23 protein-coding genes and 1 tRNA gene are annotated in these 22,184 nt (G+C 72.9%); 15 read left to right on the forward strand and 9 right to left on the reverse strand.

Translation table 11 applies throughout. The features are described from left to right. The 3 genes from ACGFXC_RS30825 to ACGFXC_RS30835 form a co-directional block, all read right to left on the reverse strand. The coding region (locus tag ACGFXC_RS30825) for a phosphoadenosine phosphosulfate reductase family protein (protein ID WP_393718266.1) at window positions 1–237 on the reverse strand (237 nt) is incomplete at its 3' end. Between the two features lie 50 nt (window positions 238–287). After that, a complete protein-coding gene (cysC, locus tag ACGFXC_RS30830) occupies window positions 288–833 on the reverse strand; it encodes an adenylyl-sulfate kinase (RefSeq protein ID WP_393718267.1) in 546 nt (181 codons plus the stop codon). 26 nt (window positions 834–859) lie between these two features. Beyond that, entirely contained in the window at window positions 860–1,543 is a 684-nt protein-coding gene (locus tag ACGFXC_RS30835; RefSeq protein WP_393718164.1) for a phosphoadenylyl-sulfate reductase, read from the reverse strand. Window positions 1,544–1,843: 300 nt separating this feature from the next. Between ACGFXC_RS30835 and ACGFXC_RS30840 the strand changes: the two genes are divergently transcribed. Genes ACGFXC_RS30840 through ACGFXC_RS30850 form a run of 3 tightly spaced genes read left to right on the forward strand, consistent with a single transcriptional unit; the run spans window position 1,844 to window position 6,509 of the window. Further along, window positions 1,844–3,589 carry a hypothetical protein gene (locus tag ACGFXC_RS30840; RefSeq protein WP_393718165.1) on the forward strand — a complete coding sequence of 582 codons (1,746 nt, stop codon included), beginning with the start codon at window positions 1,844–1,846 and terminating at the stop codon, window positions 3,587–3,589. Then, window positions 3,586–4,752: a hypothetical protein gene (locus ACGFXC_RS30845; protein ID WP_393718166.1), complete on the forward strand. Its 1,167-nt coding sequence runs from the start codon at window positions 3,586–3,588 to the stop codon at window positions 4,750–4,752. Before ACGFXC_RS30840 ends, ACGFXC_RS30845 begins: the two co-directional genes overlap by 4 nt. A gap of 56 nt (window positions 4,753–4,808) precedes the next feature. Continuing rightward, on the forward strand, window positions 4,809–6,509 hold the full coding sequence (locus ACGFXC_RS30850; RefSeq protein ID WP_393718167.1) for a nitrite/sulfite reductase: 1,701 nt from the start codon (window positions 4,809–4,811) through the stop codon (window positions 6,507–6,509). Window positions 6,510–6,700: 191 nt separating this feature from the next. Here ACGFXC_RS30850 and ACGFXC_RS30855 read toward each other — a convergent pair whose 3' ends face one another. Further along, the gene (locus tag ACGFXC_RS30855; RefSeq protein ID WP_393718168.1) at window positions 6,701–8,023 is read right to left on the reverse strand and encodes a pyridoxal phosphate-dependent decarboxylase family protein; all 1,323 of its coding nucleotides are present in this window, start codon (window positions 8,021–8,023) and stop codon (window positions 6,701–6,703) included. 251 nt (window positions 8,024–8,274) lie between these two features. On the opposite strand from ACGFXC_RS30855, the gene ACGFXC_RS30860 reads away from it, so the two are divergent. Then, on the forward strand, window positions 8,275–8,631 hold the full coding sequence (locus tag ACGFXC_RS30860) for a nuclear transport factor 2 family protein (RefSeq protein WP_393718169.1): 357 nt from the start codon (window positions 8,275–8,277) through the stop codon (window positions 8,629–8,631). 83 nt (window positions 8,632–8,714) lie between these two features. On the opposite strand, the gene ACGFXC_RS30865 is transcribed toward ACGFXC_RS30860, so the two are convergent. Continuing rightward, complete coding sequence (locus tag ACGFXC_RS30865) at window positions 8,715–9,095, reverse strand: hypothetical protein (protein ID WP_030237785.1); 381 nt, start codon at window positions 9,093–9,095, stop codon at window positions 8,715–8,717. Window positions 9,096–9,256: 161 nt separating this feature from the next. Here ACGFXC_RS30865 and ACGFXC_RS30870 point away from each other — a divergent pair. The 3 genes from ACGFXC_RS30870 to ACGFXC_RS30880 all read left to right on the forward strand — a co-directional run bounded on the left by ACGFXC_RS30870 (window position 9,257) and on the right by ACGFXC_RS30880 (window position 11,431). Further along, window positions 9,257–9,347, forward strand: a tRNA-OTHER gene (locus tag ACGFXC_RS30870). A gap of 302 nt (window positions 9,348–9,649) precedes the next feature. Further along, window positions 9,650–10,741 (forward strand): iron-containing redox enzyme family protein, encoded by a 1,092-nt coding sequence (locus tag ACGFXC_RS30875; RefSeq protein WP_393718170.1) that lies wholly within the window; start codon window positions 9,650–9,652, stop codon window positions 10,739–10,741. A gap of 3 nt (window positions 10,742–10,744) precedes the next feature. Continuing rightward, window positions 10,745–11,431 (forward strand): hypothetical protein, encoded by a 687-nt coding sequence (locus ACGFXC_RS30880; RefSeq protein WP_393718171.1) that lies wholly within the window; start codon window positions 10,745–10,747, stop codon window positions 11,429–11,431. A gap of 66 nt (window positions 11,432–11,497) precedes the next feature. On the opposite strand, the gene ACGFXC_RS30885 is transcribed toward ACGFXC_RS30880, so the two are convergent. Then, window positions 11,498–12,076, reverse strand: coding sequence for an HD family hydrolase (locus ACGFXC_RS30885; protein WP_393718172.1), 579 nt, complete (start codon window positions 12,074–12,076; stop codon window positions 11,498–11,500). 108 nt (window positions 12,077–12,184) lie between these two features. Between ACGFXC_RS30885 and ACGFXC_RS30890 the strand changes: the two genes are divergently transcribed. Both ACGFXC_RS30890 and ACGFXC_RS30895 read left to right on the forward strand, forming a co-directional pair. After that, window positions 12,185–13,369, forward strand: coding sequence for a helix-turn-helix domain-containing protein (locus ACGFXC_RS30890; RefSeq protein ID WP_393718173.1), 1,185 nt, complete (start codon window positions 12,185–12,187; stop codon window positions 13,367–13,369). 109 nt (window positions 13,370–13,478) lie between these two features. Further along, on the forward strand, window positions 13,479–13,805 hold the full coding sequence (locus ACGFXC_RS30895; RefSeq protein WP_393718174.1) for a DUF6415 family natural product biosynthesis protein: 327 nt from the start codon (window positions 13,479–13,481) through the stop codon (window positions 13,803–13,805). A gap of 81 nt (window positions 13,806–13,886) precedes the next feature. Here ACGFXC_RS30895 and ACGFXC_RS30900 read toward each other — a convergent pair whose 3' ends face one another. Beyond that, window positions 13,887–14,036, reverse strand: a complete 150-nt coding sequence (locus ACGFXC_RS30900) for a hypothetical protein (protein WP_393718175.1) — start codon at window positions 14,034–14,036, stop codon at window positions 13,887–13,889. A 14-nt stretch (window positions 14,037–14,050) separates the two neighbouring features. Next, window positions 14,051–15,064, reverse strand: coding sequence for a bifunctional lysylphosphatidylglycerol flippase/synthetase MprF (locus tag ACGFXC_RS30905; RefSeq protein ID WP_393718176.1), 1,014 nt, complete (start codon window positions 15,062–15,064; stop codon window positions 14,051–14,053). 258 nt (window positions 15,065–15,322) lie between these two features. Here ACGFXC_RS30905 and ACGFXC_RS30910 point away from each other — a divergent pair, with 258 nt between their 5' ends. The 6 genes from ACGFXC_RS30910 to serS all read left to right on the forward strand — a co-directional run bounded on the left by ACGFXC_RS30910 (window position 15,323) and on the right by serS (window position 21,447). Further along, window positions 15,323–16,465, forward strand: coding sequence for an acyl-CoA dehydrogenase family protein (locus tag ACGFXC_RS30910; RefSeq protein WP_393718177.1), 1,143 nt, complete (start codon window positions 15,323–15,325; stop codon window positions 16,463–16,465). Between the two features lie 106 nt (window positions 16,466–16,571). Continuing rightward, window positions 16,572–17,108, forward strand: coding sequence for a hypothetical protein (locus tag ACGFXC_RS30915; RefSeq protein WP_393718178.1), 537 nt, complete (start codon window positions 16,572–16,574; stop codon window positions 17,106–17,108). Continuing rightward, entirely contained in the window at window positions 17,105–17,686 is a 582-nt protein-coding gene (locus tag ACGFXC_RS30920; protein WP_393718179.1) for a flavin reductase family protein, read from the forward strand. Before ACGFXC_RS30915 ends, ACGFXC_RS30920 begins: the two co-directional genes overlap by 4 nt. Beyond that, a complete protein-coding gene (locus tag ACGFXC_RS30925; RefSeq protein WP_393718180.1) occupies window positions 17,683–18,666 on the forward strand; it encodes a VlmB-like protein in 984 nt (327 codons plus the stop codon). Before ACGFXC_RS30920 ends, ACGFXC_RS30925 begins: the two co-directional genes overlap by 4 nt. Before the next feature lie 4 nt (window positions 18,667–18,670). Continuing rightward, window positions 18,671–20,155 (forward strand): APC family permease, encoded by a 1,485-nt coding sequence (locus ACGFXC_RS30930; RefSeq protein WP_393718181.1) that lies wholly within the window; start codon window positions 18,671–18,673, stop codon window positions 20,153–20,155. Window positions 20,156–20,169: 14 nt separating this feature from the next. Further along, a complete protein-coding gene (serS, locus tag ACGFXC_RS30935) occupies window positions 20,170–21,447 on the forward strand; it encodes a serine--tRNA ligase (RefSeq protein ID WP_393718182.1) in 1,278 nt (425 codons plus the stop codon). On the opposite strand, the gene ACGFXC_RS30940 is transcribed toward serS, so the two are convergent. Further along, window positions 21,434–22,165, reverse strand: a complete 732-nt coding sequence (locus ACGFXC_RS30940) for a 4'-phosphopantetheinyl transferase family protein (RefSeq protein ID WP_393718183.1) — start codon at window positions 22,163–22,165, stop codon at window positions 21,434–21,436. The genes serS and ACGFXC_RS30940 overlap by 14 nt on opposite strands. Between the last annotated feature and the right edge of the window lie 19 nt (window positions 22,166–22,184).

Consider the following 22,184-nt stretch of genomic DNA (forward strand, 5'->3'; position numbering starts at 1 on the left):
GGCCACGTGCAGGCGCAGGCCGTGCCGGGCGACCGCGCGGTCGCGGTAGTCGAGGACCTCGGGGAAGTTGTGGCCGGTGTCCACGTGCAGCAGCGCGAAGGGCACCGGCGCCGGCGCGAACGCCTTCAGCGCCAGGTGCAGCATGACGATGGAGTCCTTGCCGCCGGAGAACAGGATCACCGGCTTCTCGAACTCGCCCGCCACCTCGCGGAAGATGTGCACGGCCTCGGACTCCATCGAGTCCAGGTGGCCGAAGGTCCCGGCCTCCTTGTGCAGGGGAATGACGGTCACGCGAGACCCCTCTGGTCGAGCAGCGCGTGGAGCGCCGCCGCGGATTGGTGGACGGACTGTGTGTGCGAGTCGATGCGCAGGTCCGGGGCTTGCGGTGCCTCGTAGGGGTCGTCGACCCCGGTCAGACCGGAGATCTCGCCCGCCGCCTGCTTGGCGTACAGGCCCTTCACGTCACGCTCGGAGCACACCTCGACCGGGGTGGCCACGTGGACCTCCAGGTAGGCGGTGCCTTCGGCGGCGTGCCGCCTGCGGACGGCCTCGCGGCTGTCGGCGAACGGCGCGATCACCGGGACCAGTGCCTTGACGCCGTTGCTCGCGAGGAGCTCGGCGACGAAACCGATGCGCTGCACGTTGGTGTGCCGGTCGTCCCGGCCGAAGCCGAGTCCCGCCGAGAGGAACTCGCGGATCTCGTCCCCGTCGAGGACCTCCACCCGGTGGCCCTCGGCGCGCAGCCGCTCGGCCAGCGCGCAGGCGATCGTCGTCTTCCCGGCGCTGGGCAGCCCGGTCAGCCACACGGTGGCGCCCTGGTCGCTCACGCTCATCTGCTTCTTCTCCGTAGGTCGCGTCATCAGCCGTGCAGTCCGCACTCGGTCTTGCCCCGCCCGGCCCACCGGCCGGCCCGCGCGTCCTCGCCCTGCGCCACCCGGCGGGTGCAGGGGGCGCAGCCGACGGACGCGTACCCGTCCATCAGCAGCGGGTTGGTGAGCACGCCGTGCTCGGCGACGTAGGCGTCCACGTCGTCCTGGGTCCACCGGGCGATCGGCGAGACCTTGACCTTCCGCCGCTTCTCGTCCCAGCCGACGACCGGGGTGTTCGCCCGGGTCGGGGACTCGTCGCGGCGCAGGCCCGTCGCCCAGGCGTCGTACCCGGTCAGCCCCTCCTCGAGCGGCTTGACCTTGCGCAGCGCGCAGCACAGGTCGGGGTCGCGGTCGTGCAGCCTCGGGCCGTACTCGGCGTCCTGCTCGGCGACCGACTGACGCGGGGTCAGCGTGATGAGACGGACGTCCATCACCGCCCCGACCGCGTCGCGGGTGCCGATGGTCTCCTCGAAGTGGTAGCCGGTGTCGAGGAAGACGACGTCCACACCGGGGAGCGCACGGGACGCCAGATGCGCCACGACCGCGTCCTCCATCGAGGACGTCACACAGAACTTCCCGCCGAAGGTCTCGGCCGCCCACCGCAGGATTTCCGGTGCCAGGGCGTCCTCCAGTTCCCGTCCGGCGCGCTCGGCCAGCTTTTCGAGATCGGCCATCCGGCGGCTCCTTCGCAGGGTGAAGCGGTGCACGGACAGGAATTCGCTGCGCCGAGATTAGCAATGTTGACGGGTAAATCACTGACGGTTCGCTGATCGCGTCCATTTTCGGCCGAAGAAGCAAACATGAGTCTCTGACCTGCCCGTTCAATGAATTGAGGGGATTTGTGATGCGTCGTCAGCGAGCGGTAAGGCTGTTATCAGCGGACCGCCAGTACCCGCGTGCCATAGTGGGCCGGAAAACATGCCGAATGGTTTACGCATTCCGGCCGACTTCCCCCGGAGAGGGCATACAGAGAAATGAGCCTGCAAGGACTGCGCCGAGGAAGGCTGATACGCCGCCTCGCACTCTGTCTGTCGGCGGTGGGACTCACCGCCTCCGTACTCACGGGAGCGGACCCCGCCGCCGCCGGCACGCCGGTGACCTGGACCTCCACCTTCCAGGGCACCGACGGCGTCACCTACTCGGCGACCAACCACCTCGTGCCCGCCTCCAGGGGCCCCGCACGGCAGTGGATGCTCGTCTGGTCCGGCCCGGCCAAGCAGCCCGCGCCCGACTTCCTGACCGTCATCGACGCCACCCCCGGCTCCCCCACGTACGGCAAGGTCGCCAACACCGTCACCGTCGGCCCGAACAACGGCAACGAGCCGCACCACATGCAGTACGTGTGGCATAAGGGCGACCGGATCTACGCCGGCGGCATCATGAGCGACACCACCTTCGTCTTCGACGCGAAGGCCCTGCCCGCGCTGACCATCGCCGGGGTCAACTCGGCCGTCGACACCCCCTGCGGGACGCTGCCCGACGCCTACCAGGTGCTGAGCGACGGGACCGCGTACGGCACGTACATGGGCGGTCCGAACGTCACCGGCCCCTGCACCTACACCAACGGGCAGGTGCGCGTCGGCAACGGCGCGGCCGGCTCCCCCGGCGAGATCGTCCGGATCGGCAAGGACGGCCGGACGCTCGCCGAGATCCCGGCGGCCACCGCGGCGGGCGAGGATCCGGCCCAGTGCGGCAACGTCCCGGCGCTGCCCGCCGCGACCTGCGCCAACCCGCACGGGGTGGCCGTCCGCGAGGACCTGAACGTGATGGTCGCGAGCGACTTCGCCGAGGCCCGCAACTTCATGACGCCCGACTCGGAGCTCAAGGAGAACCTGGCCCGCCAGACCGTCCGCGTCTTCGACATCACCCACCGCGACGACCCGGTGCTGCGCTCGGTGTCCAAGGTCGCCGACGGTCCGCGCGGGACGCAGGAACAGCGCGCCTTCTTCCGCGAGTCCCGCGTGGTCATGGAGACCGCGCTGACCAACCGGCCGGGCCACAAGGGCGCCTTCGTCTCCTCCATGGCCGGCGGGGCCGTCTTCTACACCCCGGACATCACCGCGCCCGCCCCGCAGTGGAAGGAGGTCTTCGACGACACGACGGCCTACCGGTCCTTCCAGGACGACAAGAGCGTCACCGGCAGCGGCGACAACGGCAGCTGGCTGGCCGTCAGCCCCGACGACCGCTTCCTCTTCCACACGGTGATGGGCCAGTCGGTGCCCTACGGCAAGCCGCTCGACCAGACCACCGGCATGATCTACGTCCTGGACATCCAGAAGCTCCTGGCGGCCGGGACCGGCGCCACCTGCTCGGTCGACGAGCTGGCCGAGGCCACCCGGGGCGGGCGCGAGCGGGACTGCCCCGAACTGGTCAGCACCGTGCCGATCCGCGACGTCAGCGCGGGCGGCCCGCACTGGGGCGCCATGGACAACTTCAAGCGGGGCGCGGACGGCGTCTACCGCGAGACGCAGGACGTCACCCGGATCGCGGTCGCCAACTACTTCGTCGCCGGTTCCTTCGGCGGCGGCGGTGACCACCGGGTGTGCATGTTCGACCTCGACCGGCGCGGCCGGGTCTCCCTGGACCGCTCCTTCCGCGACGAGAACACCGGCAAGCCCTGCGTGGGCTTCAACCGGACGTCCTGGCCGCACGGCGACACCGGCGACGCCCAGCCGCACGGCGTCCTGTTCGTGGTCAGCGACAGCGTCGTACGACGGTGAACGCCGTCCTCGTGGCGGCGGTCGCCCTGACCGCCGCCCTGGCGCTGGGCCTGGTGCTGCTCCTGCGCACCCGGCTGCTGCGCCACCGCGCCACCGCCACGGCGTACTTCGCCGTGGCGGTGGCGGGCGCGGTCCTGGCCGGGGTGTGGGGCGGCCCGCTGCTCGCCCCCGCGCCCGCCCGGCCGGTGGCCGGGGGCCCGCTGCTGGACTCCCTCGTGGTGGGCGCCCGGAAGGTCCCGGTGCTCGTGGTGCCGAACCGGCCCGGGTACAACCTGGTGGCCGTCGGCGCCCCCGACGCCGCCGCCGGGACCGGCCGGGACCGGCTGACCCGCGGCGAGCGGCGCCCCGGGTCGGCCCTGACCTGGGTGCCGGTCGAGCTGCCGGCCGGGCCCGGCCGGGTGTGGGTCTCCACCGGCGGGGCGTCGGCCCCGCTGGCCGTGGACACGGGCCGCGCGGGCGGCGGGGCGGGCCCCGCGGACGTGCGGGGCGCCGACGGGCCGGAGTGCGCGAGCGCCGCCGCCGGGGCCGTGGTCGGGGGCAGCACGAAGCCCCTGTCCGGCTGTCCCGCCGACCGGCTCACGCAGGAGGACGCGGCCGCGCTGCGCGAGACGGTGGCCTTCCTCGCCGGACGCGGGGCCCGCTCCCTCGCCCTCGCCGAGGACGGCTCGCCGCGCGGCCGGGCCGCCGCCGCCGAGGTGCGCACCGCCGCCGCCCGGGCGGGCCTCTCCGTGGGCGGGCCGGACGGCGGACGGCGGCCGCTGGTGGTCACCGCCGGCTGGGCGGGCGCCGAGGCGGCCGTACGGGACGTCGCCGCGGGCCGCACCACCGCCGAGGGCACCTACCTGGCGCCCTGGCTGTTCACCGCCCCGCTGCTGTCGCCGAGCGCGGGCCAGCTCATCCCCCTGCGGTACGCGCCGAACGGCCCGGCCGCGGTGGAGTACCTGACGGCGCTCGGCAGCCGCCTGCCGGGCGAGGCCGCGACCGCCGCGGGGTACGAGGCCTGGCGCGCGGCCCGCGGCGCGGCGGGCCCGGCGCCCGCCCGGCTGTACGCCACGGCCGTGCTGTACGTGCCGGGCAGCGGCGGCGGCCACCACCACGAGGAGTCCACGAGCTGGCTGCCCAGCGGGATGATCGTCCCGGTCGCGCCCCTCGGCACCGCCTGACCCCTCGCCCCCTCCCCCCTCCCCCAGCCCACCAGCCCACGTAGGAGCACACGGAGATGACGGAAACAGCCGCGCCGCCGGTCCGGACCGCACGGACCGCCCGGCCCGCCGCCGCCCAGCGCCCCGACGGGCAGTGGGCGCTGGGCCAGCGCGAACCGCTGAACGCCAACGAGGAGTTCAAGCAGGCAGAGGACCCGCTGCTGGTGCGCGAGCGCATCGAGCGGGTCTACTCCCGCGAGGGCTTCGCCTCCATCGACCCCGACGACCTGCGCGGCCGCATGCGCTGGTGGGGCCTGTACACGCAGCGCAAGCCCGGCATCGACGGCGGGAAGACCGGCTCCCTGGCGCCCGAGGAACTGGAGGACGAGCACTTCATGATGCGGGTGCGCAGCGACGGCGGCACCCTGGACCCGGAACAGCTGCGCGCCATCGCCGACGTCTCGATGCGCTTCGCCCGCGACACCGCCGACATCACCGACCGGCAGAACATCCAGCTGCACTGGGTGCGCATCGAGGACGTGCCGGCGATCTGGCGGCGGCTGGAGGCGGTCGGCCTGTCGACGACGGAGGCGTGCGGGGACTGCCCGCGCGTCATCGTGGGCAGCCCGGTGGCGGGCGTGGGCGCCGACGAGGTGCTCGACGCGACCCCGGCCGTACGGGAGATCGCCGCCCGGTACATCGGGGACCCGTCGCTGTCGAACCTGCCGCGCAAGTACAAGTCGGCGGTGTCCTGGCTGGCGGACGTCCCGTACGAGATCAACGACCTGGCCTTCCTCGGCGCGGTGCACCCCGAGCACGGGCCGGGCTTCGGCATGTGGGTGGGCGGCGGACTGTCGACGGTGCCGATCCTCGCGCGGCACGTGGGGGTGTGGGTGCCGCTGGCGGAGGTCCCGGACGTGTGGGTGGCGGTGGCGCGGCTGTTCCGCGACTACGGCTACCGGCGGCTGCGCAGCCGGGCCCGGCTGAAGTTCCTGGTCGCGGACTGGGGCGTGGAGAAGTTCCGCCGGGTCCTGGAGGAGGAGTACCTGGGCCGGCCGCTGCTCGACGGACCGCCGCCCGAGCTGCCGCCGGAGCCGATCGACCACATCGGCGTGCACCAGCAGAACGACGGGCTCTGGTACGTGGGCGCGGCCCCGGTCGTCGGCCGGCTGTCGGGGACGCGGCTGGCGGCACTGGCCGACCTGGCCGAGGCGCACGGCAGCGGGCGGATCCGCCTGACCCCGTACCAGAAGCTCCTGGTCCTGGACGTGGCCGAGCCGGAGCCGCTCGTGGCGGAGCTGGCCCAGATCGGGCTCCAGGCCCGGCCCTCGCCCTGGCGGCGGGGCACGATGGCCTGCACGGGGATCGAGTACTGCAAGCTGGCGATCGTGGAGACGAAGGAGCGGGCGGCGACGCTCGTGGCGGAGCTGGAGAAGCGGCTCGCGGGCGAGGACGTCTCCCTCAACATCAACGTCAACGGCTGCCCCAACTCCTGTGCCCGGACGCAGGTCGCGGACATCGGCCTGAAGGGGCAGCTGGTCGCGGACGAGGACGGCCGGCAGGTCGAGGGCTTCCAGGTGCACCTGGGCGGCAGTCTGGCGCTGGCCGCGGACCAGGAGGGCGCCTTCGGCAAGAAGGTCCGGGGCCTGAAGACCACCGCGGCGGACCTCCCGGACTACGTGGAACGCCTCACCCGCGCCTACCTCGCGGACCGGGCCGGCGCCGCGGAGACCTTCGCCGAGTGGGTGGCCCGCTGCGAGGAGTCGGCCCTGACGTAACCCCCCGCAGCCACCTCCGGCACGGCGGCCCGGCGGCCCGAACCCGCCGGGCCGCCGTGCTGGGCGGGGGCGCCGGGCGCGTACGCACGGCGGCCGGGCGGCCCGCGGAGCCCGGGCACGCGTCCGGGCCGGGCTCCGTGGGTACGGGGCCCGGCCCGGGTGGGGGGTGGCGCGGGGAGTCAGGGGTGCGGTCAGGGGGCGGCGGTCAGTTCGGCGGCGAGGGCTTCGCGGATGACGGCCGCGCTGCGGTCCACGTCCTCCCGCGTCGTGCGCCAGTTGACGACGGAGATCCGCATCGCGGCCCGCCCCTCCCACAGCGTCCCGCCGAACCAGCACACCCCGCTGCGCTGGATCCGCGCGATCACGTTCCGCGTCACCTGGTCGTCGTCCCCGAAGCGCACCATCAGCTGGTTCAGGACGACGTCGTTGAGCAGCTCGACCCCCTCCGCCCCGGCCAGGAGCTCGCCGAAGCGCCGGGTGTGCGCGCAGCAGCGCTCCACGAGGTCGGCGACCCCGGAGCGGCCCAGCGAGCGCAGCGCGGCCCAGACCGGCAGGCTGCGGGCGCGCCGCGAGAAGTCGGGGACCCATTCGATGGCGTCGCGCTCCCCGTCGGTGCCGGGCGGCAGGTAGCCCGCCCGCTCGTTGAGCATGGCGGCCCGGTGCGCCTCGGGGTGGGCGATGACGACGATCCCGCAGTCGTACGGGACGTTGAGCCACTTGTGGGCGTCCAGCGCCCAGGAGTCGGCGCGCTCGACGCCCTCGACGAGGGGCCGCAGCTTCGGGCTGGCCGCGGCCCACAGGCCGAAGGCTCCGTCGACGTGCACCCAGGCCCCGTGCCGGTGCGCGATGTCGCAGATCTCACCGACGGGGTCGATGGCACCGGAGTTGACGTCGCCGATCTGCGCGGCCACGATGACCGGCCCGTCGATCCCGGCGAGGACGGCCTCCAGTTCGGCCGGGATCATCCGGCCCTTCGCGTCGACGGGCACGTTGCGGATGCGGTCGGTGCCGAAGCCGAGGTAGCGGGCGGCCAGGTCGATGGTCATGTGGTGCTGGGCACCGGCGACAATGGCCACGTCGGGCGCGCCGCCCAGGCCCCGGCGTTCCACGTCCCAGCCGGCCTCGCCGAGGAGCTTGTGCCGGGCGGCGGCCAGGGAGGTCAGGTGGGCCATGGTGCAGCCGGTGGGGAAGCCGACGGAGGCGTGCGCGGGCAGGCCCAGCAGTTCCAGGACCCACTGGGCGGCGACGTCCTCGGCGACGGCGACGGCCGGCGAGAGGTTGTAGAGGCTGGCGGTCTGGTCCCAGGCGGAGACGAGCCAGTCGGTGGCGATGGCCACGGGCAGGGTGCCGCCGGTGACGTAGCCGAAGTAGCGGGGGCCGTTGGCGGTGGGAATGCCGCCCTCGGCGACGGCCCGGCCGAGCAGCTCGATGGTGTCGGTCGCTTCGAGGGGCCCGGCGGGCAGCGGGCCACCGAACATTTTCAGCAATTGTTCGGAGCCGGCAGTGGCAGCCACCGGCCGATCGGCGAGGCCCGCCAGATATTCGATGGCCTGCTGATAGGCCAATGCGAGAGGCGCACTGTCTGCTGTGGTCATAGTACTAACCTAGGCGGCCGGTACTGACGTGCGACTGACGAAATTGGCCGGAACAACCGGTTACCCGAACCTCGTGGACTCCGGGGGCTGTTGGACTGTATTACTTTCTCCTGTGGCCCGGTCCGACCGGCGGGCCGCCCGTGCCGAGCCATGAGACATGAGGAGTACCGATGTCCGACGAGCAGACACGCAAGGTTATCGACCAGTTCAACCAGGCATTCCAGCAGCACGACGCGAGCCTGCTGAAAGACCTCCTCGCCGAGAACTGCCGGCTGGAGAACTCCGGACCGGCTCCCGACGGTTCGAAGCACGCCGGTTACGACGAATGTCTCCAGTTCTGGACCGCCATCGCCGCCAACGAGCAGATGACCTTCGAGGTGGAGGAGGTCTGGACGGCCGGCGAACGCGCCGTGTGCCGCTGGACGCTGCGCTGGGGCGGCGGCCCGAAGGACTTCGTGCGCGGGGTGAACGTGACCCGGCTGGAAGGCGGCCTGATCGCCGAGAGCTTCGGTTACGTCAAGGGCTGATCCGCGGGAAAGCGTAGGGGGCACGGGCCGCGAACGGCTCGTGCCCCCTCCGTCTTCCGTTACCGCGCGTCGGCGCCCGGCCGTCAGCCCAGCTGGGAAACGATCATCACGCAGTCCTCCAGCGCCTTCGTGGCGTGGCCCTTGCCGTGCGTGTCCTCGACCAGCTGCGTGTTGCCGGGGACGAAGGTGCGCCAGGTGCCGTCGCTGACGCCGCACTCCATCCGGCCGCTGACCAGGGTCATGATCTGGCGGCGCGGCGCCGGGTGGAAGTCGCCGAACCAGCCGGCCGGGATGTACAGGTAGACGGCCTGCTTGGCCGGCACGCCCTCGGAGACGAAGAGCGACGGCGCGGGCGGCGCGAAATTCACCGCCGTCACCTCCAGCGTCTCGTCGATGAAATGCGATTCGCCGTTCTCATCGGCGTACAGACGCGATACGGCAATCTTGGCGGTTTCGGCGCTCACGGGAACTCCCCTGGGACACACGTGGATGAAGAAGCTCGATCGCCTTCGACTATCCCAGTCACCACTGATGGGCCCCTGACCGTTTCTCCGATTTCCCTCTCAGATATCCATCAGCACCGTGTCAGCCGCCCCGTGCCAAGCTGATGGCACAGAAAGGCCGAGGAGAGGTTCCCAAAGCGGCCGAATGGGGTCCGGTGGGGTTCACCCGCCGGACGGGCTCTGCCCACGCAGGTTCGAATCCTGCCCTCTCCGCAGGTGCTCATCCCAGGCACGCGCATCCCGATCCGGTACCAGGGGTGCGCGTGTCTTCGGCATGAGGGGCCCCGGCGGTGCCGGGGCCCGGTGAGCGCCCGTCCCGCCCCCGGACCCGCGCGGCGGCCGTATCCGGCCCATCCGCCCGCGGGTCCCGTCGACGGAACGCACCTCGTGCGGACCCCTCCCGACCTCTTCCCGACCTCTTCCCGACCTCTTCGCCCGCTTCCTCCGGCCCCCACCTCCTTCCCGGCTCTGGCGGGACCCGACCTGGCGTCGTTTTCCGAGCGACCCCGAGAGACATGGAGACGCAGTTGCCCAGCAGCGACAACCCCACCGTGCCCACGATCCGCAGGACCGGCGCCGCCGCGCTCGTGGAGGAGGTCTCCTCCTGGCTGACCGTGGACGCCGACGAGATCGACGCCAAGTTCCTGGGCGAACGCGCGCGCGTCGTGGAGGCGGTGGCCGCGATGAACGCCGCCGCCATCGCCGGCCCCGACCGCGACGACGCCCACTACCACCAGCAACTCCTGCTGTCGCGCGTCTACCAGACGGTGATGCAGATACCGGACCGGCCGACGGCCGAGGGCTCCGTGCTCCTGCACGAGGTCACCCGGATGCTGGAGAACGCCACGCTGGCCGCCGAGGACGCCCACCTGGAACCCGGGCTCCTGGAGTCGGCGCCCACCGAACCCAAGCAGTTCCTGTCCTGGCTCAAGGGCCTGGTGCGGCGCCACCGCGCCTTCAAGCACCCGTACTACACCGACTTCATCAACCGCGAGGCGCGCAGCGAGGACCTGCGCACGTACGTCATCCAGGAGTCGCTGATCGACGGCCGCTTCGACGACTTCCTCGCGATGATGCAGATCGGCACGGCCGGCGCCAGCAAGATGGAGATCGCCGGGAACTACTGGGACGAGATGGGCAACGGCGATCCCGAGGCCGTGCACACCCACCTCTTCAACAAGATCTACGAGGTCTTCGACGTCCGCGCCGAGGACCTCGAGGCGGCCATGACCACGACCGACCTGCACTCGGGGAACCTCGCCGTGCTGCTGTGCCGCTACCGCCACCTGTACCCGGAGGCGGTCGGCTTCCTCGGCATGACCGAGTGGCTGGCCCCCGACCGGTTCCGCAACGTCGTGCGGGCGTGGGAGCGACTGGGCCTGCCCGAGGTCGGGATCACCTACCACCGGCTGCACATCACCATCGACTCCCAGCACGCCGCGGGCTGGTTCCACAACGTGGTCATCCCGAGCGCCGACACCGCGTACATGCGCCGGGGCATCGCCCGCGGTGCGCTGTGGCGGGCCAACTCCTCCGCCCGGCACCTCGACGAGCGTCTGGACCTCGCCCGGCCGAGCGCCGAGCGCACGCCCGTCGCCGCGGGCTGAGCCGTGCGGACGGGTGCGCACGGACTGCGCGAACACGGCTTCGCGCCGGTCGGCCTGCCGCCGGTCCCGGCGGCGGTCACGGCGGGCTTCCGCGACCACCCGTACCGCACGCTGCGGCTGCGGATGTCCTGGACGGCGGACGACGACTGGCTCTTCCAGTACGTGCCGCCGTCCGGGGCGCCCGGGCCCGTACGGGACCTCGCGGACCGGCGCCTCGCGGCGGGGCTCGGCTCGCTCCTGCGGCGCACGCTCAGCGGTCCGTGGCTCGACGTCCACGCGGACTGGCTGATCGCCCTGCACCGCGTCCGGACCGTCGCCCCCGCCGGGACGTCGGTCCGGGTCGAGCCGCCCGGACCGCCGCCGCCGGACTGCGCGTTCTCCCTGCTCGCGGTCCTGGGCCGGGAGGGGGCGGGCAGCCTGCGCTCGCGCCTCTACGGCCCGGGCGGGGCCTCGGCCCCCCTGCTGGAGACCGCGCCACGACCCGGGCAGGGCCTGCTGCTGGACCGGCGTACGGTCACCGACGACCTCCATGAACTGCTGGCCGGCCCGGACGGCCCGGTGACGCAGGACCTGCTGAGCGCCCACCTCGCCCCGGCGGCCGACCCCGCGGCCTCGGCCCTGCGCGTCCGCCCGATGCTGGTCCGCGGCCCCGCGGGCACCCTCATCCACACCCGCCCCTCCCTGCGCTGACCGCCGGTGGCCCGCCCCCTCCCGCCTATGGGCGGCAGGGGGCGATCGCGTTCGTCCAGTGGGGGGTCAAGCCTTCTCACCGAGGGCGTTGCGCAACCAGTCCAGCGGGCCCTGTCCAAGCAGCTCGTCGGCAAGCCGCTGTCCGGTCTCCGTCGTGAGCCGGGCCCGGCTGTTGTCGATCCATCGCTGCGCGTTCTCGTAGCCCTGGGCCTTGTACTCAATGCCCTGGAGCATGCACTCCAGCTTGTCCGCGTCGCGCGCGCACACCGCCTCCGGCGAGTCCTTCGCTTCGTACTCGGCGACCAGCTCGAGGATCGCCGAGGCCAGTACGTCGGGCATGCCCGCGGTCTGGTCGGCCGTCACGGCCTGCGGGTCGCCGGCCGGCGCGTACTTCTTCCCGAGGTGGTTCACGTCCCCCGTGCGCGTCTCCTGGGTGTCGTGCCACACGGCGAGGAACGCGGCCCGCGCTGGGTCGGCGCCCTCCAGCTTCGCGATGACCGAGGCGATCAGCGAGGTGCGCCACGAGTGCTCCGCGACGCTCTCGGGCTGCTTGACACCGGCCATCCACCAGCCCGTACGGGCCGTGTTCTTCAGGGTCCCCGCCTCGTAGAGGAACCGCGCCACCGCGGACAGGTCGTCAGCCACGTCTGCTTCCTTCCGATTGCCGGTGTCCGTCGCCCGGAACCGCGACGACCGCCTCGGCTTCGGCGTGGGCCGGTACCGTTCAGGTGTCGAGTCTGAACGGGAGCCAGTATGCACTCTCTACCGCACGACCACACCGGCACGCGCATCAAGCGCCTGCGCCTCGAACGCCACCTCACCCAGCAGGACCTGACGGACCTCGCACAGGTGCCGTACAGCACCCTCACCAAGACCGAGCAGGGTGTGATCCCCGCGAGCCCGCACCTGATCGCGGCCGTCGCGCGGGCCCTGAGGGTGGACGTCGCCACCGTCACGGGCCAGCCGTACGCCACCGAACTGCGCGCGGACCAGCTGGACGTTCTGATCCGGCCGATCCGTGCGGCCCTCGACGTGTACGACCTCGGCGCGGATCCCGCCATCAGCCCACGTGCGCACCAGCTGCTCGCCGATGACGCCGGAGCGCTCCTCGTCGCGGTCCGCGCGGGGGAGATCAAGCAGACCGCCGGCCGGCTGCCGGGGCTGGTCCAGGAGGCGACCACGGCCGCTCACACGGCTCCGGCCAGGGAGCGTTGGCTGCTGCTGGCCAGCCTGTACCGCACCTCCTACGACGTCGCGTCCAAGCTCGGGTACTACGACCTTGCCGCGCTCGCCCTGGCACGCATGAACTGGGCCGCCGAGCGCGGATCGGATGCCGTCGTCGGCGGCATGTACCGGTACATGCGCGCCCTCACCTACCTCCGCGACGGGGAGTACCACACCGGTCAGCGCCTCGTGGATCTCGGCCTGCGCACCCTCGCGCAGGCGGACCCGTCCCGGGAGCGTGACGTCGTCACCGGACAGCTCCACCTGGGTGCCGCAGTCATCGCCGGCCGGTCCAAGGACGGCAGCCGCGCGGAGGGCCACCTTGCCGAGGCGGAGCGGATCGCATCGCGGACGGGGGAGGCCGTGGCCGTGCACTGGCTGACCTTCGGCCCCACGAACGTGGCGGTCCACCGAGTGTCCGTGCTGGCCGAGCTGGACGAGTACGGACAGGCCGCGCAGCAGGGCCGGGGGGTACCGATCCCGACGGACTGGCCCAAGTCCCGCAAGAGCCATCACTACGCGGAGCTGGCCCGGGCGCAGATGTGGACCGGCGACCTGGACGCCTCCTTCCAGAACCTGTTGAGGGCCCGGAAGTCGGCTCCGCAGCAGGCCCGGTACCACCAGACCGTCCGCGAGACGTACGCCGGTCTGGAGGCGGCTCGCCGCCGGCTCCCGGACAGTTTCCTCTCGTACGGCTCGTGGCTGGGCGCGTAACACCGCGCGAAGCCATGACCCCGGCTATCAACATGTCGTGATAGTCGGGGTCGTGACGTGCTCCCACACTCGTCGTCACGACCCACTGACGACGGCAGGGAGCACCGGTATGGACAGCGGCGAGACGCGGGAGACCGAGGAACTCATCGGGCGGGCCATCGTGCCGTACTCGGACCGGCCGGACGCCGCCGTCGTGGCGCGGCTCGTCGACGACCTGATCACCCACGGCCAGGTGCTCCACGCCCGGGTGGCCGCGATGCCGCGCGAGCGGCGGACGGAGCGGGCCGGGGCGGCGCTGGTCGAGTGGGCGTACTTCGTCGACGCCGGGCCGATGGGGCGGGGCGACCACGCGAACTGGAACCACGCGCGGGCGCTGGCCCGCATCCTGCGGAGCCTCGCCTCGGCCCTGGCCGAGCGGCCGGGCAGGGTCCGGTGACCGAGCGCCTGCGGCAGGCCCTGTACGTCGTGATCCTGCTCGGCGCGCTCGGCGTCATCGTCGTCGGCACCCGCTGAGCCGCTAGGCCCGGGCCGGCTCGCGGAGCAGTTCGTCCAGGCGGGTCAGGGCCTCGTCGCAGAGGCGGGCCGCCTCCAGGTCGTCGGGGGCGGCGGCGCAGGCCTGGAAGCGGTCGACGAGCAGCAGGCCCGTCGTTTCGATCTCCTCGGACATCTCGTGACTCCCCCTCAGACCGCGTTGCAGGCGCGGAAGACGTGGACCAGCGCGGGCAGGCTCGCCCGGTGCTGGAAGGCGATGTACTCGGGCAGCACCGCGGAGGGCGCCCACTTCTGCTTGTACTCCAGCTGCGTGCGCGCCGGGTAGATGTGCGCGCCGTGCTCCCACAGGTGCTCCATGAACCAGTGGAAGCCCAGGCTGTGGCCCGGGAACTGGGGGGCCGTCAGGGAGGTGAAGGGCGTGAAGCCGAAGTGCAGCCAGCGGGTGCCCTCGGCGGTGAACACGTCGATGGCGGCCTTGTTGAGGGCTTCCATCACCCCGGGCGGGGAGTCGGGCCGCCGGCGGCTGAGGTCGTGCATCCAGCCGGCCTGGGGGCCGAAGACCGGGGCGTAGGAGACGTAGCCGATCAGTTCGCCGTCGCGGACGGCGGCGAAGAGGCGGCGCAGGTGCTGGTAACGGCCGCCGGTCTGGCCGACGAGGAACTCCAGCGGTTTGACGCCCTCGCCCTTGGTGGCGAGCCAGGCGGTGTCCAGGGCGGCGATCTGGTCGGCGTACGGCTCGAACGCGACCTCCTCGATCACCAGGCCGCTGCGCAGCGCCCGCGAGATCTTGTTGCGCAGCTGCATGAACTTGGTGCCGGCCAGGGTGAAGGTCTCCAGGTCGACGGCGTAGGAGGCGCCCATCTGGTTGACGGTGAAGCCCTGCTCGACGTAGACGTCGGCGTCCGCGCCCTGGAGCTGTACGGAGACGATCTCGCGGCCCTGCTCCGCGGCGAAGGCGGTGAAGCCCGCGAGCAGGCGGGCGCGGGGGCCGTGCGGTCCGGCGGGTTCGAAGGGGGCGAAGGGGCCGCCGAACTGGACCAGGTAGCGGCCGACGGGCCGGTACACGATCACTCCGGGCACGTCCGGCAGCCGGAAGTGGCTGTTGCCGTCGCTGAAGGCGAAATACGCGCTCGGATTCCCCGCGTCCGCGTACCGGCGGATGGCGTCGAGCGCGACATCCGTCTCCACGATTACTTCCGTCATTTCAGATCCATTCTGCCGCCGATACTTCCTCACTTATGGCACGGGCGGCGCACCGTCACAAGCCCCACCAGGCCCTCCGGTCAGCCGCCCGTCAGACAGTGGTCAGGCGAAGATGCAGATCAGACGAGTGTCAGGCCTCAGTCAGACCGTCGGTGAAACACTTCTTTCCGAATATCGAGTTTCGGATCAAAGGGATCACAGGAATACCCTTCCCCGGTCCGCAGGAGAATTTCCGATGAGCCCGAGGAGAACACGGCGATGCGTTCCCTGACGACAGCGCGCGGGATCTGCGAGCAATTCCACCCAGGTCTTCTCGACGCACTCGAAGACCTGCCGCTCAGCACCCGGGAGGGCGAGGACAGCCCGGTCCTGGAGCTGTACCGGGCGCACGGCGGCCCCGGCCTGCTGGTGCCCGCGGCGTACGGCGGCGCGGCGGCCGGCCCGCTGGAGGCGGTGCGGGTGCAGCGGGCCGTGGCCGCCGTCTCCCCCTCCCTAGGGGTGGCCACCGTGATGCACCACTTCACCGTGGCGATGCTGTTCCGGCTGGCGGAGGCCACCGGGCGGCTCACCCCGGCCCAGCTGAAGCTGCTGGGGGCGGTGGCCCCGGACGGGCTGCTGCTGGCCTCCGGCTGGGCGGAGGGGCGCACCGACCAGAACATCCTGGCCCCGTCCGTGGTCGCCGAGGCCGTCCCCGGCGGCGGCTACCGGGTCAACGGCACCAAGAAGCCGTGCAGCCTGTCCGGTGCGATGGACGTACTGACGGCGAGCGTCCAGGTGACGCAGGAGGACGGGCGCTCCGCGCTGGCCCTGATGCTGATCCCGGCCTCCTCCCCCGGCATCGCGGTCCGGCCGTTCTGGGCCACGCCCGTACTGGCCGCCTCGCAGAGCCACGAGGTGCGGCTGGACGACGTGGTGGTGCCCGAGGAGCTGGTCATCCACAGCACCCCCGAGGACGCCGAGCGCCTCGACGACCTCCAGACCGCCGGCTTCACCTGGTTCGAGCTGCTCGCCACCTCCTCCTACGTCGGCGCCGCCTCCGCGCTGGTCGCCCGGGTGCTGGAGGGCAAGCGCGGCACCGACGCCGAACGCGCGCAGCTGGCCGTACGGCTGGACGCGGCCGTTTCCCTCGTGGAGGGCGCGGCCCGCTCCCTGGAGGACGGCACCGAGGGCGACGAGGCGGTGGCCGCCGTGCTCACCGCCCGTTACGCGACGCAGGACCTGCTGGCGCAGACCGTCGACCAGACCGTGGAGATGCTCGGCGGGATGGCCTACATCCGCTCCGGCGACGTGGCCTACCTCGCCTCCGCGGTCCGCGCCCTGGCCTTCCACCCGCCCTCGCGCGCGAGCGTGGCGGCGGAGCTGGCCGAGTACTTCGCCGGCGGCCCGCTGCGGCTGTCCTGACCCCGCCCGCGGCCGCACGGCCGCCGGCGCCCGCGGCCGCCCGGCCGCACGGCCCCGCCGGACAGCCCGCCGGCCCGCCAGCCCGCCCGTCGGAAGGACACCCCTGATGGACATCAAGAACCCGGTGGAATCACCGGTCACCTTCAGCCTGCACCGCGCCGAGTACCTGGTCGCCTTCGCCGTGACGATCGGGTTCATCCTGTGGCACTTCCTGGACATCAACTGGTTCGCCGCGATCGGCCTGTTCCTCTACATCGACCTGATCGGCTACATCCCCGGGGCCATCGCCTACCGGCGCAGCGCCGACGGCCGGATCCCGAAGGCGTACTACGTCCTCTACAACACGATGCACAGCCTGCTCAGCGTGGCCGCCGTCGGCCTGCTGTGGATGTGGCTGATCGGTCCCGAATGGGCGCTGCTGGCGCTGCCGTTCCACGTCTTCGGCGACCGCGGCGTCTTCGGCAACTTCCTCAAGCCGTTCGGGCTGCCCTTCGAGCCGGTGGACACCCCGCTGGTCGACCAGGTCACGGCGATGCTGAGGCGCCGCGGCGCCACCGACGGCCCGGTCCCGCTCCCGTACGAGGAGCACCCGGCGACGCTCGCCGCCACCGGCTCCGCCCCGGCCGTCGGGGTGAACCGGTGAGCCGCTACCCGACCTGGCTCACCGACCGCTCGCCCGCCGCGCCCGCCGAGGGGTACGAGGACCCGGAGGCGGCCCGGCTGGCGCTGCGCCGGCTCGCCTCCAGCGTGACGGTGCTGACCGTCAGCCGGGACGGCGTCCGGCACGGCACCACGGCCAGCGCCGTCGTCACCCTGTCCCGGGACCCGCTCGTGCTCGGCGCGTGCCTGCGCCCCACCTCCACCTTCGCCTCGATGGTGCGGCGGGCCGGGAAGTTCTCGGTGAACGTCCTCGCCTCGGCGCAGAACGACGTGGCGCGCCGCTTCGCCAACCCCTCCCGCCCGCTCGGCGACGCCCAGTTCGAGGGCTTCGACTGGTCCACCGACCCGCTCACCGGTGCTCCGCTGCTCGGCGGCAGCCTCGCCCACATGGCCTGCCGGGTGCTCGGCTGGCACCAGGTCGGCGACCACGACATGCTCCTCGCCGAGGTCACGGGCGGCACCCACACCGTCGACTCCCCGATGCTCAGCTTCGCCGGCCGCATGCACAGCGCCGCCGTCACTCCCGCCGCTTCCGTCTCTCCCAGTGAGGTTGCCTCATGACCACCGTCCCGCAGATCCCCGTCGAGGCCGACTGGGACCGCGCGCCCAACCTGCTCGACGGGGCACAGGAGATGACCCTGACCGCCGACGAGTGCGACCTGGGGTACTGGCTGTCGGCCGTCGCCCAGGGCACCCTGCGGGGGCGGGCCGAGGCCGGGCACGACGCCGAGACCCCGGCGTACATGCGCGAGGACGGGCCGCTGCGCGAGGCCCTCGTCCTGGAGCTGGGCAACCGCTCGCTGGCCGAGACCCGCGCGGTCGAGGTGCTGTCGCACTACGTGATCGGCGCGCCCGGGGTCGTCGAGCAGGAGTTCTTCACCACCCAGGTGGTCGACGAGGCCCGGCACGCGATGATCTTCCGCAAGCACCTCACGGACCTGGGGGTGCCGCGGGCCGGGCTGCTGGACTTCATCCGGGAGCAGGGCGCCGACTACACGAAGCGGGTGCTGAACCCGATCGCCGAGTTCGCCACCTCGGTCGTGCGCGACGAGGGCGACTTCATCGGCGCCGTCGCGGTGTTCACCATCGTCATCGAGGGGGTGCTCGCCCCGGCCGCCGAGCTCAGCGAGCGCAAGTGGACCCTGCTGGACCCGGCGGCCGCCGAGATCGCGCGCGGGGCGTCCATCGACGAGATCCGCCACCTGACCGTGGGCAGCTCGATCGTCCGCGAGCACCTCGCGCGCACGCCCTCGTACCGGCCGCGGCTGATCGAGCTGATCCGGCGCGGGCGCCGGCTGTGGGACGAGCTGCCGTCCGAGGAGTTCGTGCTGGAGCGCGAGGAGCTCTTCCAGCAGGGCATGTTCGCGCACGCCCGGCTCCTCGACGGGTACGAGGTCTTCCCCGGCTGCAAGCTGCTGGAGACCACCCCGAAGCAGCGCTACGACCTCGCCGAGCAGTGGACCGACGACATGGCCGAGGTGCGGCTGCCGTACATGGGCATCCCGGAGGCCGTCGACATCATCCGCAACCACCCGAGGTGATCCGGTGACGTCCACGATCCCCGCGAGAGCGGGAGCGGGCGCCGCCGCGGCGGACGCGGCCGCCGGGAAGCCCGCGCTGCGCCGGACCCTGACCACCCCCCGGATCGTGTTCCTCGTGGTCGCCGCGGCGGCCCCGATGTCCGGGGTGGTGGGCTCGGTGCCGCTCGCCTACGCCATCGGCAACGGGGCGGGGGTGCCCGCCACCTTCGCCCTGGCCGGGCTGATCCTGCTGTGCTTCTCCGTGGGCTACGCGGCGATGAGCCGGCACGTGGTCGGGGCGGGCGGCTTCTACACGTACATCGGGCAGGGACTGGGACGGCCGCCGGCCGTCGCGGGCGGGCTGACGGCCGTCCTCGCCTACACGGCGGCGGTCGCGGGCATCGCGGGGGCCTTCGGCTACTTCGCCGAACTGGTCGCCGCCGCCCACCACCTGCCGGTGCCGTGGCCGGTGTGGACGGGCGGGGCGCTCGCGCTGACCGCCGTCATGGGATACCGGCGCATCGACCTGAGCGCCCGGCTGCTGGCGGTCCTGATGGTCGCCGAGGTGGCGGTGCTGGGCCTGCTCGCGCTGGCCATCGGCGTGCGGCACGGCGCGGACACCCTCCCGGCCGCCTCCTTCCGGCCCGACACCGTCTTCTCCCCCGGCCTGGGCGTGGCGCTGATGTTCGCGCTCATCTCCTACGTGGGCTTCGAGGCTGCCGCGCTGTACGGCGAGGAGAGCCGTGACCCCCGGCGCAGCGTGCCCGTCGCCACCTACACCTCGGTGGTGCTCATCACCGTCTTCTTCGCGGTGATCAGCTGGGCGGCGGTCGGGGCGGTCGGCGCCGGCCGGGTCGCGGACCGGGCCTCGGCGGAGCTGGGCGACCTGTTCTTCCACCTGTCCGACGACTACCTCGGCTCCTTCGCGACGAGCGTGATGCAGGTCCTGCTGTGCACCAGCCTGTTCGGGGCGCTGCTGGGACTGCACACCGCCGCGAACCGGTACCTGTTCGTGCTGGGCCGCGAGCGGGTGCTGCCGGGCTCGCTGGCCCGGATCCACCCGCGGCACGGCTCCCCGCACCGGGCGAGCGCGGTGCTGTCGGTGGCCACGGCCCTGGTCTGCGCCCTGTTCGCGCTCGCGGGGGCGCACCCGTACACCACGCTGGCCACCACCATGCTCGCGCTGGGCACGGTCGGGATCGTCGGGCTCCAGGCGGCGGTGGCCGTGGCGGTGCTCGTGTTCTTCCGCCGGCATCCGGACGCGCACTGGTGGCGGACCCGGCTGGCCCCCGTCCTGGCGCTGGCCGGGCTGGTCGGCGCGCTGGTGCTGCTGCTGGCCAACTTCCCCCTGGTCACCGGCACCACCTCCGCCTGGGTCAACCGGATCCCCTGGCTGATGGTCGCGGCCGCGCTCGGCGGGCTCGGCTACGCCGGCTGGCTGCGGGCCCGGGCGCCCGAGCGGTACCGCGCGGTCGCCACCGCGGCGCAGGACATCCCCCCTCTCCCCTGACTGAGGAGCCCGTCATGCACGACCCGCACACCCTGCTCCAGGACGAGGCACAGGAGGCCCTGGCCCGTCGCGGACACCGGCTGGACCGGGCCGCCCTGCGCGACCTGACCGAACAGCGCGCCCGGCTCATCGCCGAGCGGGACAAACTGCGGGCCGAGCAGAACCGCTCCGCGCGCAGCGGCGTGCGCCCCGACGAGGCGGCCCGGGCCCGGATGCAGGAGGCCAAGGACCGCCTGCGTTCGGTGTCGGGGGAGCTGCGGGAGGCGGAGGAGGGGCTCGGCGCGCTGCTGCTGTCCGTGCCCAACCTGCCGTACCCGGACGTCCCCGGGGGCACGGAGCAGGATCCGCCGGTGGTGCGCCGGGTCTGGGGGGAGGTGCCGGGCTTCGACTTCACCCCGCGCGACCACGTGGACATCGGCACCGGCCTCGGGATCCTGGACCAGGTGCGGGCGGCCCGGCTGTCGGGCTCCCGCTTCGCGGTGACCCGGGGGGCGGGGGCCCGGCTGGAACGGGCGCTGGCGGCGTTCCTCCTGGACCTGCACACCACCGAGCACGGGTACACCGAGCACGGGGTGCCGCACCTGGTGACCCGGGAGACGATGACCGGTACCGGGCAGCTGCCGAAGTTCGAGGACGACCTGTTCCTGACGACGGCCGCCGACCGGGACCTGCTGCTGGTCCCGACGGCCGAGGTGCCGCTGGTCGGCCTGTACGGGGGCGAGACCCTCCGGGAGGAGGCGCTGCCGCTGGCGCTGACGGCGTGCACGCCCTGCTACCGGGCCGAGGCGGGCTCGTACGGGCGCGACACCCGGGGGCTGGTGCGGCTGCACCAGTTCGAGAAGGTCGAGCTGGTGCGGATCTGCCGGCCCGAGCGGTCCGCCGAGGAGCTGGAGCTGCTGACCGGGCACGCCGAGACGGCCCTGCGGCGCCTGGGGCTGGCCCACCGGGTGGTGGAACTGCGCGCCGGGGACCTGGGGTTCGCCGCCCGGCGCACGTACGACATCGAGGTGTGGCTGCCGGGCCAGGGCACCTACCGGGAGATCTCCTCCTGCTCGGACTGCGGGGACTTCCAGGGCCGCCGGTCCGGCATCAAGGTGCGCGACCGGGACGGCCGCAAGGCGTTCGCGGCGACCCTCAACGGTTCGGCGCTGCCGGTCGGGCGCACGCTGGTGGCGGTCCTGGAGCAGTACCAGCGCGCGGACGGCTCGGTGACCGTGCCGCCCGCGCTGGTGCCGTACACCGGCTTCTCGGCGATCGCCCCGGACGGGACCCCGGTGCTCAGCTCGCCGTGAGCCCGCCCGCCCGGGCCCGGGCCCGCGCCCGTACCCGTACGAGGTCGCGGGCGCGGTCCGGCCAGGGCAGGACCGTGACCGGCGGGAGCTCCCGGGAGACGAAGGCCGTCATGGCCCACGGGGAGTCCTGCCGGGTGGGCTGGAGCGCGGTGTGGCCGTGCCAGGGCAGGGTTCCGTGGCCGGTGATCCCGCGCAGGGTGACGGCCCCGTCGGGCCCGAAGTCCAGGTCGACGTCGCGGGCCCCGTCGGTCAGGCCCCGGCCGGTGGCCTTCACGGCGGCCTCCAGCAGGGTCCAGGCGTGGAAGAAGGTCTCGGGGGTGGCACCGGCCGGGACCCCCGGGTAGACGAAGGTCAGCACGTCCAGGCTGGCGGTGGCCGGGCGGACCAGCTCCACGTCCACTCCGATCGGCCCGGTCTCGGTGGCACCGAGCAGCAGCAGTCCGTCGGAGCGCGACCAGCTGACGTGGGTGCCGGGCCGGTCGGGCAGGTAGGGCTTGCCGGCCGGGTCGTAGTGGATGCGCAGGTCCCGCGCGGCGAGGCCGAGGCGGTCGGCGAGCAGCCGGCGCACGGTGAGCCGGGCGCGGTAGAAGCGGTGGGCGGCCCGCGCGTGGACGAACTCGGCGCCGCGCCGCAGTTCCTCCTCGGTGAGGCCCTCGGGATAGTGCGCGCTGATGTCGGTGGGGTCGACCTGGTCGAGATCGACCAGCCATGCGTCCATCGTGCTCCTTTCTCGGACA

Origin of the sequence: Streptomyces sp. NPDC048507 (assembly GCF_043199995.1) — a bacterium.
Lineage (GTDB): Bacteria > Actinomycetota > Actinomycetes > Streptomycetales > Streptomycetaceae > Streptomyces.